Raw genomic sequence first — 14,189 nt, forward strand, 5'->3', positions numbered from 1 at the left:
CTCGCGCCTGAAGAGTGGTGAAGTCGATGCCTTCATTGGCAGCGAAATCTACTACTCCATGGCCGAACAGAACGGCGCCAAGGATCTGATCAATCTGCAGGACTACAATTTTCCGATCGCAGGTTCCGGGGTGAACGTCGACCGCGCCTGGCTCGCCGACCACCGCGAGGAGACGGTGAACTTCCTCAAGGCGATGATCGAAGCCTATGCACTGATGAAGAAAGACCGCGAACCCTGATCCGCCCATCGCTATGCGACCTACGTCATGGAGGGCGCGGCTGTGACGCGGGCCGCATCGCAACGCGAATCTTAGGCCAGGCGCTCGCACGGCTCGTGTTGGCGCACAGAAGTCGTTGCGTCAAACCAATGCGATGGCCGCTTTCGGTCCGAGGTAACAACTGCCTCTATGACCGGCAAGAGGGCGCAAACCTGCGGTCCCCGCGCAACGAATGGCAGTCCGCTTCGGGCTAAATCGAGATCGCCTGCGACGCCAAAGTCCGCGGCGGTCGAAGGGAGCCGTACTTCACGAGCCGCGTGCACGGCTTGTTGCGAGGATGTTCACGTTCTGGGCCAACGAGATCGCATAATGTATCAACAGGAACCCACGTTGCGGGCCCGAGTTCGCATGAAAGCGGGACGCGACGGAGTGCGCTGCGGCTCTGGATTCTGTCATGCATGTGCATTACATTGCCCGTGAAGGAGATTAGCGCATGGCTTCAAATGCACTTGTTCAGACTCGGATCGATGCCGACGTCAAAGAGCGCGCCACGGCAGTTCTGGAAAACATGGGCCTGACAGTTTCGGACGCCGTTCGAATTCTGTTAACCCGGACAGCGAATGAAGGCGCCCTGCCGCTGGAGCTTGTCTCCCACAGCGAAGCTCACGACGCCTGGTTCCGCGCGAAGGTATTGCAGGCTCTCGAGGACACGCGCCCTGATCTCGATGACGCCGAGGCCGATGCGCGCTTTCGCGAGCGCCGGGAGGCCGCCTTGCGTAAAGCAGGGGCGGGTGACCGATGAGGCTTGTCTGGGCGCAATACGCGCTCGACGATCGCGAGACCATCTTCAGTTACATTGAACGAGAAAATCCGAGTGCTGCGGTCCACGTGGACGAAGAGATCGTCCGCGCCGTACGCCGTCTTCTTGACTTTCCGGAAAGTGGTCGCCCTGGCCGGATTGCCGGGACTCGAGAGCTTGTTATCCCGCGTACACCTTTCATTGCAGCCTACACTGTGATGGCCGACAAGATTCGCGTTTTGCGTGTTTTGCACGGCGCCCAGATGTGGCCCGTCGAGTTCAATGACGAATAGACGCAATCCGGCACAAGTTTCGAGGGGTCTCAAGTTCTATTCCCTTCAAGGCGAGGGATTCAGAGTTTCCGAAGGCGCCAGTCCATCGGTGCGCCACTGATCGTCTGGAATCGCGTGGGACAGGGGTCGTTCAGCTACCCGTTCGGAACGAGCGACTTGCGTCCAGAAGCGGTCATTCGCACGGGGTCGATGGCTTGCAGACTTGCGGCCGTTTGCCGTCCGGCAGCCTTCAGGCGTCGCAACCGCGAAAGCGGACACAGCCGCGGCAGCACAGGGGCTTGGTCTGGTCGCAATCGGGTCGACAGTGCTGGGAGCAGCCGAACGTAGCGTTGCTCCTACGCACAATGGAAGAGATGCCACGGCCAACCCGCTGGGTGAATTTTGACAGGCGTATTCGCAGGAGCGCTACGGACGCCGAGGACCATGCGGAACCTCTCTCCAGACTGCCCTCGCATGATCCTCATGCACTGCCCGACCTTCAACTCACCTTAGGGTTTAGCTGGGGGAACCAGAGGATTGAGCGCATTGGCAAGCTCGACGGCCATCCCTTGGTCCAGCTTCCCGAGGACGATACCGTTTACGTTAGCGGTCCGTCCGGTGTGCATGTCGTGGACCGACCATTGCTTCCCTTTGACCTGCATCGGGGTATAGCGGGGGTTGATACGGATCCGCATGGATTTTCCTTTCGGTTGCCTGAGGAGAGTATGAGGGATCACCTTGGCGAGCGGTACCCGGCCACACGCATAGCTGCCATTCAAGGCTTTCCCTTAGGCCACGTTAGGGCTCCCCGTCTGGTGGCATCCGCGAGGTTGAGCAGATCGAGCACGTCATCGGCTTCTTCAGCGGTTAGCCGCATCGCGAGACTATCGTCCAGCACAGCGGGCAGCCCGGTGAACACGTCAATGACAGTGCAGGTCCCGTCTACTTCTCGCCTTAAGTCGTATCTCCGGGTGATCATGGCGGACAGCTTAGGAACACCAGGAATGTTTGGAATAAATTTATGAGCGGGGGATCGGATTGGCGGCTCGCGCGATGGTCCCCTTGCCCCTTCAATCTCCTAACAGTCGCGCCCTCCGCCTTCCTTCAGGTCATCATTGAGGCCACAGAAACAGACTACGCCGTTGGTTTTGTTGAACAACGTAGGGGTTGACGATCCCACAAGTCATGAGACGAGCGATAGGGGCTCTTGAGGTGCATTGAAGGAGCTTTGACGTTGGAATGTTCCGGCGTCTGTCCTTGGCTTTCGCCGACAACGGCGCACAAGAGGTGCACGATCGGCATCGATCGCGCAGAAAGACAAGCCGAAGCGCAGGACCTACAGGAGGACGAGCGTGCAGACGTCAAGAACCGCGACGACGATCGGCCGATCGAAGAAAAGGACAAGGCGCCCGCGAATGTGGATGCTGCTGCTGCCGACCAGCGGATCGAAGCTCGCGAGCAACGTGATCAGCAGCCGATCGACAACGGCACGCGCGCAGCTCACGAGTTGGCGTCCACGGTCGATGCTACAAATCGCCTACAAGATCGGCTAGATAAGGATAAGAAATCCTCTCAGCGCAGCGGAGAAACGACGCGGACAGATCCCGCCCAACAGCATATTGCTCGTCTGGACGAGCTGGAGCGGGAACAAATGCAACAGAGGGAACGCGACCGCGATGACCGGGACCGTTAAAGGACATGCTGAACGATAATAGGCAACAGTACGTCATCCAGAGCAATGATCCCAAAGGCGACGAATGGTTCGGCAAATTCTTCGGCGCCGTCGTTTTGTTCGTGTTGTTCCTTGCCGTCTTACGATATGTCCATGAATCTGTCATGGCCTGGTACCGCGACACGATGATCTGGCTGAACGCCGCCGCGAGCTATGTGGCAGACTTCTGGCCCTTCTGAAGCTCCCGTTCTTTTTTCGAGATCGGCGTCAATCGCGCCGATCTTTTCGCCGGACCTGACTGCTTCGGGTCGCGCCATGCGGTCTACTAGGTGCCCGTCCAACCACCGTTGTATGGCGGAAACCGGCCATATCCCCGTCGTGTGAACGTTGCCTTGGCGCTTAGGGTGTCATTTCGCCCCCTTCCGGAATCGACCCCATGCTGCTTGGGGCCTCCGCCCTCCAGAGACGGCGGTGGTCGGCGTCGACCCTCCTTCGATAACGGGGGTCAGTTTGCAGCCGCCGGCCTGCGATACGGCGTCGACTGCGTCGGTCTGTTCGCGCCGATGATCGTGCCGGCGTCGGGCGCGAGGAGATTGGCCCTTCGCGCGCAGGCAACAAGCGCCGTGCGAGCGATCTCGGCATCAATCTCGCCCGCAAGTGCCGCTTTGCAGGCATCGAGCGCGATGGCGTGGGTCGGATTCCGCTTTGACGGCGGCCATTCATTCAGCCAGGTGTAGGCCTCTCTGACGCCGCGGATCTCGGCCGGAAATCCGAGACCCACAAAGACTGACACTGGGTGTCGAAAATGAGCTTGCTCCATCGTTCTCCTCCATTCACGCGACGTCAACCCTGTGGGTGGCGAAGCGCCCGGTAACTGTCATGCCCTGACCTCCTGACGCTGGAAGACGACGTAGGCCAGGGTGAACAGCAGGATCATCGCAGCAACCAGTCCCGCGAGCTGCGGCCATACGACCAGCAGGCTTTGCACGGTCGGTAGCGGTGCGCCGGCGATCGCGCCTTGGACCTGATCGAAGAACAAGGGGCCCACCGATCGCGCCGCGGGGTTTAAGAGCATCCCGGTGATTTCGCCGTAAAGGGTCTGAGGCGAGAACCTGCTGACGGCCTGCTGCGTTTCGAACTGCGTGACCACAGTCATCGGATCGAGCCGATCAATAGGGGCCAGCACGCTTGCAAGCAGCGGCGCGACCATGTCCCAGAACACCGCGAACACTAGCCAGACCGACAAGGCGGCCAACGCCGAGGTCGCCGGCGAGCGGATCAAGGTCGAGGATGCGATCGCCAGTGCCAGCCAGACACCAGCATAGGTAAGCGTCGCTGCCAGATAGGCGACACCCCGCACGATGTCGGCGGCCGACGGAGGCAGACCGAGGAACAGGATGCCAAGGCCCGTCATGAGCAGCCAGAGCGTCAGAAGCGCGATTGCGATGACAAGCAAACCGCCCAGGAACTTTCCGAACAGCACCGCATCGCGGTAGATCGGCTGCGCCAGGAGCCGGCTCATCGTTCGCCGGGCGTATTCGCCGTTGACCGCGTCGAAACCCAACGCAATCGCCATCAACGGCAACAGAAAGCCAAGCAGGGCGGCGAAGGATGGAAGCGGTTCGCGCGTCTCCGTCAACAGCTTCAGGAACAGGAAAGGATCCTCGGCAGTGGTTTCGGTGATGCGCCCAATCGCGCCATAGACGGCGCCGATTGCGGTGAGCAGCACGAGCAGCATGATCAGATGCATTCGCGCGCTGGTCATATGATCGGCCGCTTCCTTGAACGCGATCGTTGCCGTGCCTTTAAAGGGTGAGCCTTCACGTGTCATGGACAACCTCCCCGAAATACCGATTATAGGCTTGGTCGAGCCGAGCGCGGCGCAGGTCCAAATTCTTCAGGGAACCGCCAGCATCGACGACGAGGCGGGCGAGCTCCGGGCGGACATCGCGTTCGGCTTCGACCAGCCAATGACCCCGGCGGCCAGCCACGATCGACTTCACGCCCTCGGCCGACGTGCCTAGTTCGGAAAGGTCGATGCCATCGGCCTCGACATCGATGATGAAGGCGCCTCCACCGATCTTATCGGCGAGCTCTTCGATGGTGCCGAGGAAACCGATCCTGCCGTTGCTGAACAACGCGATGCGATCGCAGACCGTTTGCACCACGTTGAGCATGTGCGACGATAGCAGGATCGTCATGCCGTCGCGGCTCAGCGCCCGGATCAGGTCGAGCAATTCCTGGGTGGACTGTGGATCGAGGCCGGACGTCGGTTCGTCCAGGATGGCGACGGGGCACTTGCGCATCAGAAGTTCGGCCAGGCCGAGCCGCTGACGCATGCCACGGGAGTAGGTGCCGACACGCCGGTCTGCGACCCCAGCCAGCCGCACCTTGTCGAGCGCCGCGGCAATGTTTTCCCTGGCAAGCTCGGCAGACATGCCGGCAAGGCGAGCGGTATAGGCGAGGTTTTCTCGTCCTGACATGCTGTCGTAGAATCCGACGGCGTCAGGCAGATAGCCGACCTCTCGCTTTACCTCGAGCGGCTGGCGCAGCGGGTCCTTACCAAGAATGTGCACGCTCCCCTCGGCCGGCTCGGTCAAACCCAGCAGCATCAGGATCGTGGTCGTCTTGCCGGCGCCGTTCGGTCCGAGCAAACCGACGACTTCTCCGGCACGAACCGACAAATCAACTCCGGCGACAGCCACGGCGGAGCCGTAGCGCTTCACCAGTCCTTTTGCCTCTATGACCGTCGTGCTCATCGCCGTCCATACCTCATCACCGCCAGGCCGAGGACGAGCACCGCGGTTGCGATGACGCCAAGCCCTGCCATGCCCCAAATCGTCGACGTGTTGACGGTGACGCGAAACTGAGCCGACTCGGACACCGGTCCGCCGCTCGCGCGCACCGAGACCATGTAGTCGCCTGCTATTGCCTTTTCAGAAGGGGTAATCCTGACGTTCACCTGTCTCGTAGCATCCGGCGCGATCAAATCGACGCGCTCGGGCTCGAATTCGACTTTCCAGCCCGACGGGGGGCTGGCCGACAGTTCAATGTCGGTCGCAGGCGCACTGCCATTGTTGGCGAGCGTGAACGGGAAGCTCGCCTCCTTACCGGCCTCCGCCTGCCCGGAGAGGCGTTCCTGTGGGCCAGACAGGGTAACGTCCGGCTGGCCGGTTACTTCGATACTGAGCTCGGTCGTAGCGCTGGTTCCACCACCCGCTACCTCGACCAAGACCGGATAGCGGCCGGCCGGCGCTGACCTCGGCGGCGTGATTTCCAATGTCAGGTTCTCGCTCGCCCCGGCCTCGATCGGCAAGCCGGTAATCTCTTCCGAGCCATAGCCGCGCTTGAAGCGTGACTGAAACCCCTTGGGCACATTGGCAGCTAGACTGAACAGGTTCTCTTCCGCGCCGTCATTGGTGACTTCAATCTTGAAACTGAAGGTGGAACTGGCCGTACCTCTCAGCGCCGGCAGCTCGGATATCAGCTCCAAGCCACCCTCCGCCGCCTCCGATAGTTTCACCACAAGGAGAAGCTCGGCGGTCTGGTTTGCGTATCGCGCTTTCACGTTAATCGGAACGCGCTCGCCGCTAGCGCCCTCGGGAGGCGTCAGTTCGAGGTTAACTTCCTGTGTCGCATCTGGCGCCACCATGACAGCAGAGACCTCGCGGTTGCCGCCCTTCAGCGACCATTTCCAACCATCGGGAATGCCTGTAACTTCAAGTGACGCCCGCTGCGGCGGCAGATTGGCATTGCGCAGCGTCAGCGGAATTGTTTCGGTTTCTCCCGGGCGGATCGCCAGTTCCGGATGCGGTGTCGTGAGCCAGAAGCCGGTAAGCTTGACGACTTCCTGTCGCTGGTCCTGAGCAACAGCCGGTGTGCATGCAAATGTCGCTCCAAGGGCCAATGCTGCTGCAGTGATCCATCGAGCAATTGTCCTCATCTCATTCTCCCTTCGACGTTCGATATCCATGCGCGCGGCGACCCTAACCGATCACCAGAAACAGTTTTGAGCCGCCGCGAAACAGATCGAGCGCAATCGTCCCGCCGGCGTCCTTTAACGCCGCGGCGAGCTCCGCGACGGTCGCGATCGGCTGGCGATTGACGGCAACGATCACGTCGCCCGCGCGCAAACCCGATCGCTCTGCTGCGCTTCCATCCTCAATGTTGGAGACAACCACATTACCCGCCGCATCCTGGAACTGCGCGCCCTGCAGGGAAGCGGGTATCGCCTCGGCCTCAGCATTTGCCTCGGCCGGCTCGACGCGCATTGTTACCGTTTTGGGAACCCGATCGCGCATATATTCGATTTCGACTTCCGATCCGACCGGAGCCAGGCCGACACGATTGCGGAGATCTGCCGAGCCGGTGATTTTGCGATTGTTGACGGCGAGGATGACATCGCCGGCTTGGAGCCCGGCCTGGGCCGCCGGCGAATTCTGCTCAACGCTTCCGACGACGGCGCCGGAGCTCTCCTCTATGTGGAGCGCTTCGGCCAGGTCCGGCGTCAGATCCTGAACGGAGATGCCGATCCGGCCGCGCCGCACTTCGCCATGCTCGATTAGTTGCTCCATCACTGCCGACGCCATCGCGATCGGAACCGCAAAGCCAATGCCGACATTGCCGCCGGTTGGCGCTATGATCGCGGTGTTGATGCCGACCAGCAGGCCGGCCGCAGTGACCAGCGCGCCTCCCGAGTTGCCGGGATTGATCGAGGCATCCGTCTGGATGAAGTCCTCATAGCCTTCGACATTGATGCCGCCTCGGCCAAGGGCGCTGACGATTCCGGAGGTGACGGTCTGACCAAGCCCAAACGGATTGCCGATCGCGACTACCGGGTCGCCGACACGAAGGGCACTGGAATCGCCAAACGGAAGCGCCCTCAGCTTGTCCGCGTCGATCTTCAGCAACGCTATATCGGTTGCCTCGTCGCTGCCGACCAGTTCAGCGGTGAAGCGGCGGCGGTCCTTCAGGGTTACCGCAATTTCCCCGGCGTCCGCGACAACGTGGTGATTGGTGAGGATATAACCTTCATCCGCGTCGATGATGACGCCGGAGCCGGCGCTCAGCCGCTGCTGCTGCTGCTCCGGAAGCTTGAAATAGCGGCGGAAGAAGGGATCGTTGTAGAGAGGATTGGTTGCGGCGGGAGCGCGCGATCTCACCGCGATGTTGACGACCGCCGGCGTGATCTCCTCCAGGACGTCAGCGAGGGATCGTTGAGTGGCTGCCGAAATGGCGGGCTGCGGCTGCGCCGCCGGGAACGGCGCAGGAACCATAACGAGGACGAGTGCGGCGAATACGCCAACATATTTCGACGAACGCGTGATCATTTTTTCCCCCGATTCTTCAGATCCTCCTTCGAAGCGGATAGGCGGGCCTCGGGTCCAGCCTCGTCGGAGCCTCGTCTAGGGCTCCTGCCAACCTGCTCCAAACCATATTCGAACGCCTGGCCCATCGAGGGCCGAGGCATCAGTTCACAGGTCCACCAAGGGGTCCGCGCCCGTCGGGCGCGGACCCATCGCTTTCGTCAGAAGTCCATGCCTCCAGGCGGCATCGGCGGAACCGGCGCCTCCTTCTTCGGCTTCTCGGCGACCATTGCCTCGGTGGTAATCAGCAGGCCGGCGACCGAGGCAGCATCCTGCAGCGCGGTGCGGACGACCTTGACCGGATCGATGACGCCCTGGTCGTAAAGATCACCGAATTCGTTGGTCTGGGCGTTCCAGCCGTAACCAAATTCGCTTTTCTCGCGAAGCTTGCCGACGATGATCGAGCCTTCAGCACCCGCATTTTCCGCAATCTGGCGTACCGGGGCCTCAATTGCACGGCGGACGATCTCAATGCCGTGTTTCTGATCGGCGTTCTCGGTCTGAACACCATCCAGCGCCTTGACAGCTCTCAGCAAAGCCACACCACCACCAGGCAGAACGCCCTCCTCGACCGCCGCCCGTGTGGCATGCATCGCGTCATCGACGCGGTCCTTGCGTTCCTTGACCTCGACCTCGGTCGGCATGCATCGCGTCATCGACGCGGTCCTTGCGTTCCTTGACCTCGACCTCGGTCGAGCCACCCACGCGGATCACCGCAACACCGCCGGCGAGCTTGGCGAGACGCTCCTGCAGCTTCTCGCGATCATACTCCGAGGTGGTCTCCTCGATCTGCGCCTTGATCTGGGCGACACGGCCCTGGATCTCCGCCTTCGAGCCTGCGCCGTCCACGATCGTCGTGTTTTCCTTCTCGACGACAATTTTCTTGGCGCGGCCAAGCATTTCGAGCGTCACATTCTCGAGCTTGATGCCAAGATCTTCGGAGATAGCCGTTCCGCCTGTGAGGATCGCTATATCCTCCAGCATCGCCTTGCGGCGATCGCCAAAGCCTGGGGCCTTGACGGCTGCGACCTTCAGGCCGCCGCGCAACTTGTTGACGACGAGCGTCGCCAGCGCTTCTCCTTCAACATCCTCGGCGATGATGAGGAGAGGTTTTCCGGATTGAACAGCGGCTTCAAGAACCGGGAGCAGTGCCTGCAGATTGGACAGCTTCTTCTCGTGGATGAGCACATAGGGCTCCTCCAGCTCGACGCGCATCTTGTCGGGATTGGTCACGAAATAAGGCGAGAGGTAACCGCGGTCGAACTGCATGCCTTCCACGACCTCGAGCTCCGTGACCGCGGTCTTGGCTTCCTCGACCGTGATGACGCCTTCATTGCCGACCTTCTCGACCGCCTCGGCGAGGAACCGACCAATCTCGCTGTCGCCATTCGCCGAGATCGTCCCCACCTGCGCGATCTCATCGTTTCTGGTGACTTTGCGGGCGTTCCTTCGCAGCTCCTCGACGACAGCGTCCACCGCTTTGTCTACGCCACGCTTGAGGTCCATTGGGTTCATGCCGGAGGCGACCGCTTTTGCTCCTTCCTTGACGATCGCCTGCGCGAGAACCGTTGCCGTGGTCGTGCCGTCACCGGCGATGTCACTGGTCTTCGACGCCACTTCACGCACCATCTGGGCGCCCATGTTCTCGAACTTGTCCTCGAGCTCGATCTCCTTGGCGACAGTGACGCCGTCCTTCGTGATCCGCGGAGCGCCGAACGACTTGTCGAGCACCACGTTGCGGCCCTTTGGGCCCAACGTCACCTTCACAGCATTGGCGAGAATGTCGACGCCCCGCAGCATCTTCTCGCGGGCTTCGGTGTGGAACCTCACTTCCTTGGCAGCCATTATTCTACCTCCTTCAATTCGGCCCGGCTCTCAGGCGACCTTCTTCGCCGCGGCTTCTGTCTCGATCACGCCCATCACATCGGATTCCTTCATGATCAGAAGCTCCTCGCCATTGAGCTTGATTTCTGTGCCGGACCATTTGCCGAACAGGATGCGGTCGCCGGCTCTGACGTCGAGCTCGACAAGCTTGCCGCTGTCGTCGCGCGCGCCCGGGCCGACGGCGATGACCTCTCCCTCCTGCGGCTTTTCCTTCGCCGTGTCTGGAATGATGATGCCGCCGGCCGTCTTTTCCTCGGCTTCAATGCGGCGGACCAGGATACGGTCATGCAAAGGACGGAACGTCATGTCGCTCTCCTCATCGACAAACAGGTTTTTAGAAAGTCCTCCGCGCCGCATTCATGTCGCTCTCCTCATCGACAAACAGGTTTTTAGAAAGTCCTCCGCGCCGCATACGGAGCGAATCCGACGCGGGGCGCCGAGCCTTTCGGCATCGCACACAAATCGATCTGGTTTCTGATTTTTCGAGTTTCAAGAGGGCGGCACGAATTTTTTAGCACTCGATACTGGAGAGTGCTACCGGCATGAATTCATAAAGCTATCGCGTGCTGTGCCGTTTGAGTGCTTAGATTGACAACCCTCGTCCGCGGCCTCTCCTAGACGAGACTCGGGATAGCCGCTTCGCCTCTTGACGCCACTCGATTTGATCCCCACTTCATTTTGGCCGACCGCCAAAATGGGGTCGGAGTCAGGGAGCGCCGAGCTTCTTGGCGTTCCCTCGTATCTATGTTGCTCTACGGAGGATGTAGCTATGAGAACAGACCTCGACTTTTCCCCCTTCTACAGGTCGAGCATCGGCTTCGACCGCTTCTTCGACCTGCTCGAAAACGCCAGCCTCAACGCCGACAACTGGCCGCCCTATAACATCGTCAAGCTTGGCGAAGATGCGTACCGCATTGCTATCGCGGTGGCGGGTTTCGCCGAGGACGAACTGACGATCACCCACGAGGCAAACATGCTCGTTGTCAACGGCGCGAAGTCGGAGGACGAAGAGGCACAGTACCTCCATCAAAGCCTCCCTGTAAGGCCGTTTATGCGGCGATTTGAACTCGCCGATCATGTGATCGTCGAGGGCGCAAAGCTCGAAAACGGACTGCTCGTCATCAACCTCAAGAAAGAATTACCTGAGGAGATGAAGCCGCGTCGGATCGCCATCGAAACCGAGGTGACGAAATCGGCTTCGAAGCAGATCGAAGGGGATAAGGCAGCCTAGACGGCGCACACCGCTCAAACCTCGCCTGTCGCCGGGCAGGCGAGGGGAGGGAAACTGCGCCGAACCAAGAGGAGAGAATGAAACGAAGAAAGGATGAAGCCATGAATGTACGTGACCTGATCCCGTGGAATCGTGGTAGCAGCCAGGTTCCAACCATGTACCGCGGCGACATGGATCCGTTCCTGTCGCTGCACCGCAATGTCAACCGTCTGTTCGATGAAGCCTTCCGCGGCTTCGGCCCGCCGTCGTTGTTCGGTGGCATGACGCCCTTCAATGGATCGTGGCCGACCGTGGAGGTCGAGGAGAACGACAACGAGATCCGCGTTATAGCGGAGGTTCCGGGCATCGATCCAGACGATGTCGAGGTGCTTCTGGACGATGGTGTGCTTACGCTTCGCGGCGAGAAGAAATCGGAAACCGAAGACAAGGACCGTCGCTTCAGCGAGCGCTACTATGGACGCTTCGAACGGCGGCTGGCTCTTGGTGGCGAGGTCGATGAGAACAAGGTCGCCGCAACGTTCAAGAACGGTCTTCTCGCAGTGACATTGCCGAAGACCGAAAAGGCGGGAACTAACGTCAAGCGCATTACGATCGACAGCACCAAATGATACCGACGCCAGCCGGCGCGGAATGGGCCGGCTGGCAGTTGGCGAGCGAGCAAGGGACGACGTCGATGACCGGGCCCCTGAAGCGGGACGTGCAAACGAACCGTGCTAACCGGAAGTTCGAAGAGCATGTCGACTTGCGCCCTACGATCGACATCAACGGATCGCAAATGGGCGGTGATCGTGTCGCGCGTATTTTTCTGCCGTCACGCTCGGTGATGACTTCGGCGCGCGTCTCGAGGCAACCTTGGTTGCTGGTATTCGAACAGCAAGTCCCGCCCGTTATCGACTATCTGATGGGCTACACGGGCGGGAGTGACACGCTGACTCAGGTCGAACTGCGTTTTCCATCCCGCGATGCCGCCATTGCCTACGCCGAACGACACAAACTGGATTACATCGTCGTGGACGACAGGGGGCGTGACCTGTAGTTTTCGAGTGAGGGAGCGTGCTTAGCTTCTCCATCGATGCTCGAGGGCAGGCTTCCCCTTTCAGTCCCGTCGCTTGGCGATCGGCAGAAGGCCCCCGCTGCGGCGGCCTTCATAACGCTTACCAGCTCTATCGAAACGCTTTGAGGCGATGGCTAAAGCTCTGGCGCGCCGCCGAGCAAATTCTCGCAAGTGCGGGGCACTTAAAGCGCCAGCCCACTTTAGCCGTTCTAGGCTAGCGAGCGCTGACCGCCAGCGCCCGTCTTCGTCCCGAGCGGTCCGTCCGCGAGCGTCGACATGCCCGCATCTCGGCAGGCCTCGATGAACGCCTCGCGCGCGATGGCGACTGGCGTCATTCGGTTCAGAGCACGGCGGCACGTTTGAACCGCCCGGTTGTATTTTCCGCCTCGATCGCTCGCCCAATCCTCTTCGAGGAAATCGAGCACATCGTTCACAGAAGCGAAGACCTGGGGCGCCCCGTCCTTCATGCGAACGGTGACGGGAGTCATCCAGACCAATTCCGGGTTGAGCATAGTGTCCTCCTTTCGCATTCACACCGGATGAAAAGAAGTGAATAAAATATCGGCGCGAATAAGCGGATTTCAAGCTCGCAGAAACCAACAGCCGTGCTGACAATTCATGCCCTAATTTGGCGCAAGATTTTGAACAGCTCCGCTCCAGCCTCCATGAGAGAGGAACTCGGGCGAGAGGTGGCCTGGAGGATGCCTGCCAGTTTAATTTCCTACCATAAAAGGCGCTTTGGGCAGGGCCTGTCCGTCCGGATGCTCGCAGTTCAGCAGTAGCGCCGAGGCCGCATGCAAGGTTCGTGGCGCACTCTCTTCCGTCATCTTCTCGACCGCCGAATCTCCCATCGGCTTCACTAACGCAATGCGAGAAACATCCTCCAGCGCAATCTACCCCTGACCTCCTGCAGTGCCGACGCGAGCTCGGCCGCCGTTCGTCACTGGTCGCCGGTTTACGGCGACGATCACGTCTCCGGTCTCAAGTCCGGCCCACGCTGCGGCGCTACCTTCGTCAACGCTGGCAACGACGACGTTACCACCCGGATCTTGGAAATGCGCGCCTTCGAGCGCCCCGCGGCATGGCGCCAGTGTTGTTGTGCGCGCCCTTTGGGCTCGACTTGGAGCGTGATTGTCTTGCGGCTTCGTCGATCTCGGACCGACCGGAGCGAGACCTACCCGATTGCGCAGGTCGGCCGAGCCGGAAATCGGATGTTTGTCGACCGCAACGATTACATCTCCGCCTGAAGTCCTTCCCGGGCCGCGAGGGGTGTCGCGTTCGACGCTCCCGACCACTGCGCCATGGGTTTCGCTTATGCCGAGCGCTTCGGCGATGTCCGGCGTCAGCTCCTGGATCGCGACGCCGACACGGCCTCGCCGTACCTCACCGTGCTCGATCAGTTGCTTCATCACGTCCGACGCCATGGAATCGGAACGGCAAAACCAATGCCAACATTGCCGCCGGCCGACGCGATGATGGCGGTGTTGATACCACCAGCCGCCTATCCGTCGTGACCAGAGCGCCGCCGAAGTTGCCGGGATTGATCGAGGCGTCTGTCTGGATGAAATCCTCGTAGCCTTCGACATTGATGCCGCTGCCGCGCTGGCGATGCCCGAAGTCACCGTCTCTACGCCCGCTCAAGCGGGAGGGAACCACCGGAGAGGATGGGCAAGATCGACTGGAAACCCCATATT

17 protein-coding genes and 1 pseudogene are annotated in these 14,189 nt (G+C 60.6%); 8 read left to right on the plus strand and 10 right to left on the minus strand.

The features are described 5' to 3' along the window. The 3 genes from ILFOPFJJ_RS25470 to ILFOPFJJ_RS25480 all read left to right on the plus strand — a co-directional run. On the plus strand, positions 1-238 hold a 238-nt coding region (locus ILFOPFJJ_RS25470), incomplete at its 5' end, for a substrate-binding domain-containing protein (RefSeq protein WP_173513359.1). A gap of 472 nt (positions 239-710) precedes the next feature. Next, a complete protein-coding gene (locus ILFOPFJJ_RS25475) occupies positions 711-1,019 on the plus strand; it encodes a type II toxin-antitoxin system RelB/DinJ family antitoxin (protein WP_173513360.1) in 309 nt (102 codons plus the stop codon). Further along, on the plus strand, positions 1,016-1,309 hold the full coding sequence (locus ILFOPFJJ_RS25480; protein WP_173513361.1) for a type II toxin-antitoxin system RelE/ParE family toxin: 294 nt from the start codon (positions 1,016-1,018) through the stop codon (positions 1,307-1,309). Before ILFOPFJJ_RS25475 ends, ILFOPFJJ_RS25480 begins: the two co-directional genes overlap by 4 nt. A gap of 488 nt (positions 1,310-1,797) precedes the next feature. Here the strand turns inward: ILFOPFJJ_RS25480 and ILFOPFJJ_RS25485 are convergent, their stop codons facing one another. Continuing rightward, the gene (locus tag ILFOPFJJ_RS25485) at positions 1,798-1,983 is read right to left on the minus strand and encodes a hypothetical protein (protein ID WP_173513362.1); all 186 of its coding nucleotides are present in this window, start codon (positions 1,981-1,983) and stop codon (positions 1,798-1,800) included. 539 nt (positions 1,984-2,522) lie between these two features. On the opposite strand from ILFOPFJJ_RS25485, the gene ILFOPFJJ_RS25490 reads away from it, so the two are divergent. Continuing rightward, positions 2,523-2,981 (plus strand): hypothetical protein, encoded by a 459-nt coding sequence (locus ILFOPFJJ_RS25490; RefSeq protein ID WP_376741450.1) that lies wholly within the window; start codon positions 2,523-2,525, stop codon positions 2,979-2,981. Positions 2,982-2,986: 5 nt separating this feature from the next. Then, complete coding sequence (locus ILFOPFJJ_RS25495; protein ID WP_173513363.1) at positions 2,987-3,199, plus strand: hypothetical protein; 213 nt, start codon at positions 2,987-2,989, stop codon at positions 3,197-3,199. A gap of 266 nt (positions 3,200-3,465) precedes the next feature. On the opposite strand, the gene ILFOPFJJ_RS25500 is transcribed toward ILFOPFJJ_RS25495, so the two are convergent. The 7 genes and pseudogenes from ILFOPFJJ_RS25500 to groES form a co-directional block, all read right to left on the minus strand. Further along, the gene (locus ILFOPFJJ_RS25500; RefSeq protein WP_173513364.1) at positions 3,466-3,780 is read right to left on the minus strand and encodes a DUF982 domain-containing protein; all 315 of its coding nucleotides are present in this window, start codon (positions 3,778-3,780) and stop codon (positions 3,466-3,468) included. 57 nt (positions 3,781-3,837) lie between these two features. Next, positions 3,838-4,791: an ABC transporter permease gene (locus ILFOPFJJ_RS25505; RefSeq protein WP_173513365.1), complete on the minus strand. Its 954-nt coding sequence runs from the start codon at positions 4,789-4,791 to the stop codon at positions 3,838-3,840. Then, positions 4,781-5,719, minus strand: a complete 939-nt coding sequence (locus ILFOPFJJ_RS25510) for an ABC transporter ATP-binding protein (RefSeq protein ID WP_173513366.1) — start codon at positions 5,717-5,719, stop codon at positions 4,781-4,783. The genes ILFOPFJJ_RS25505 and ILFOPFJJ_RS25510 overlap by 11 nt, the downstream gene beginning before the upstream one ends. After that, positions 5,716-6,903 (minus strand): NEW3 domain-containing protein, encoded by a 1,188-nt coding sequence (locus ILFOPFJJ_RS25515; protein WP_173513367.1) that lies wholly within the window; start codon positions 6,901-6,903, stop codon positions 5,716-5,718. The genes ILFOPFJJ_RS25510 and ILFOPFJJ_RS25515 overlap by 4 nt, the downstream gene beginning before the upstream one ends. A 43-nt stretch (positions 6,904-6,946) precedes the next feature. Beyond that, on the minus strand, positions 6,947-8,290 hold the full coding sequence (locus ILFOPFJJ_RS25520; RefSeq protein WP_173513368.1) for a DegQ family serine endoprotease: 1,344 nt from the start codon (positions 8,288-8,290) through the stop codon (positions 6,947-6,949). A gap of 197 nt (positions 8,291-8,487) precedes the next feature. Next, positions 8,488-10,171 (minus strand): annotated as a pseudogene (groL, locus tag ILFOPFJJ_RS25525) (chaperonin GroEL). Between the two features lie 30 nt (positions 10,172-10,201). Beyond that, a complete protein-coding gene (groES, locus tag ILFOPFJJ_RS25530; RefSeq protein ID WP_173513369.1) occupies positions 10,202-10,516 on the minus strand; it encodes a co-chaperone GroES in 315 nt (104 codons plus the stop codon). A 463-nt stretch (positions 10,517-10,979) separates the two neighbouring features. Between groES and ILFOPFJJ_RS25535 the strand changes: the two genes are divergently transcribed. The 3 genes from ILFOPFJJ_RS25535 to ILFOPFJJ_RS25545 all read left to right on the plus strand — a co-directional run bounded on the left by ILFOPFJJ_RS25535 (position 10,980) and on the right by ILFOPFJJ_RS25545 (position 12,477). Further along, the gene (locus ILFOPFJJ_RS25535; protein ID WP_173513370.1) at positions 10,980-11,441 is read left to right on the plus strand and encodes an Hsp20 family protein; all 462 of its coding nucleotides are present in this window, start codon (positions 10,980-10,982) and stop codon (positions 11,439-11,441) included. Between the two features lie 101 nt (positions 11,442-11,542). Then, the gene (locus ILFOPFJJ_RS25540; RefSeq protein ID WP_173513594.1) at positions 11,543-12,049 is read left to right on the plus strand and encodes an Hsp20/alpha crystallin family protein; all 507 of its coding nucleotides are present in this window, start codon (positions 11,543-11,545) and stop codon (positions 12,047-12,049) included. A 65-nt stretch (positions 12,050-12,114) separates the two neighbouring features. Continuing rightward, the gene (locus tag ILFOPFJJ_RS25545; RefSeq protein ID WP_173513371.1) at positions 12,115-12,477 is read left to right on the plus strand and encodes an NADH dehydrogenase ubiquinone Fe-S protein 4; all 363 of its coding nucleotides are present in this window, start codon (positions 12,115-12,117) and stop codon (positions 12,475-12,477) included. A 227-nt stretch (positions 12,478-12,704) separates the two neighbouring features. On the opposite strand, the gene ILFOPFJJ_RS25550 is transcribed toward ILFOPFJJ_RS25545, so the two are convergent. After that, positions 12,705-13,007: a DUF982 domain-containing protein gene (locus ILFOPFJJ_RS25550; protein ID WP_246299778.1), complete on the minus strand. Its 303-nt coding sequence runs from the start codon at positions 13,005-13,007 to the stop codon at positions 12,705-12,707. A gap of 381 nt (positions 13,008-13,388) precedes the next feature. After that, positions 13,389-13,904, minus strand: coding sequence for a PDZ domain-containing protein (locus ILFOPFJJ_RS25555; protein ID WP_246299779.1), 516 nt, complete (start codon positions 13,902-13,904; stop codon positions 13,389-13,391). Between the last annotated feature and the right edge of the window lie 285 nt (positions 13,905-14,189).

The organism is Sinorhizobium psoraleae, from assembly GCF_013283645.1.
GTDB classification, from domain to species: Bacteria; Pseudomonadota; Alphaproteobacteria; order Rhizobiales; family Rhizobiaceae; genus Sinorhizobium; species Sinorhizobium psoraleae.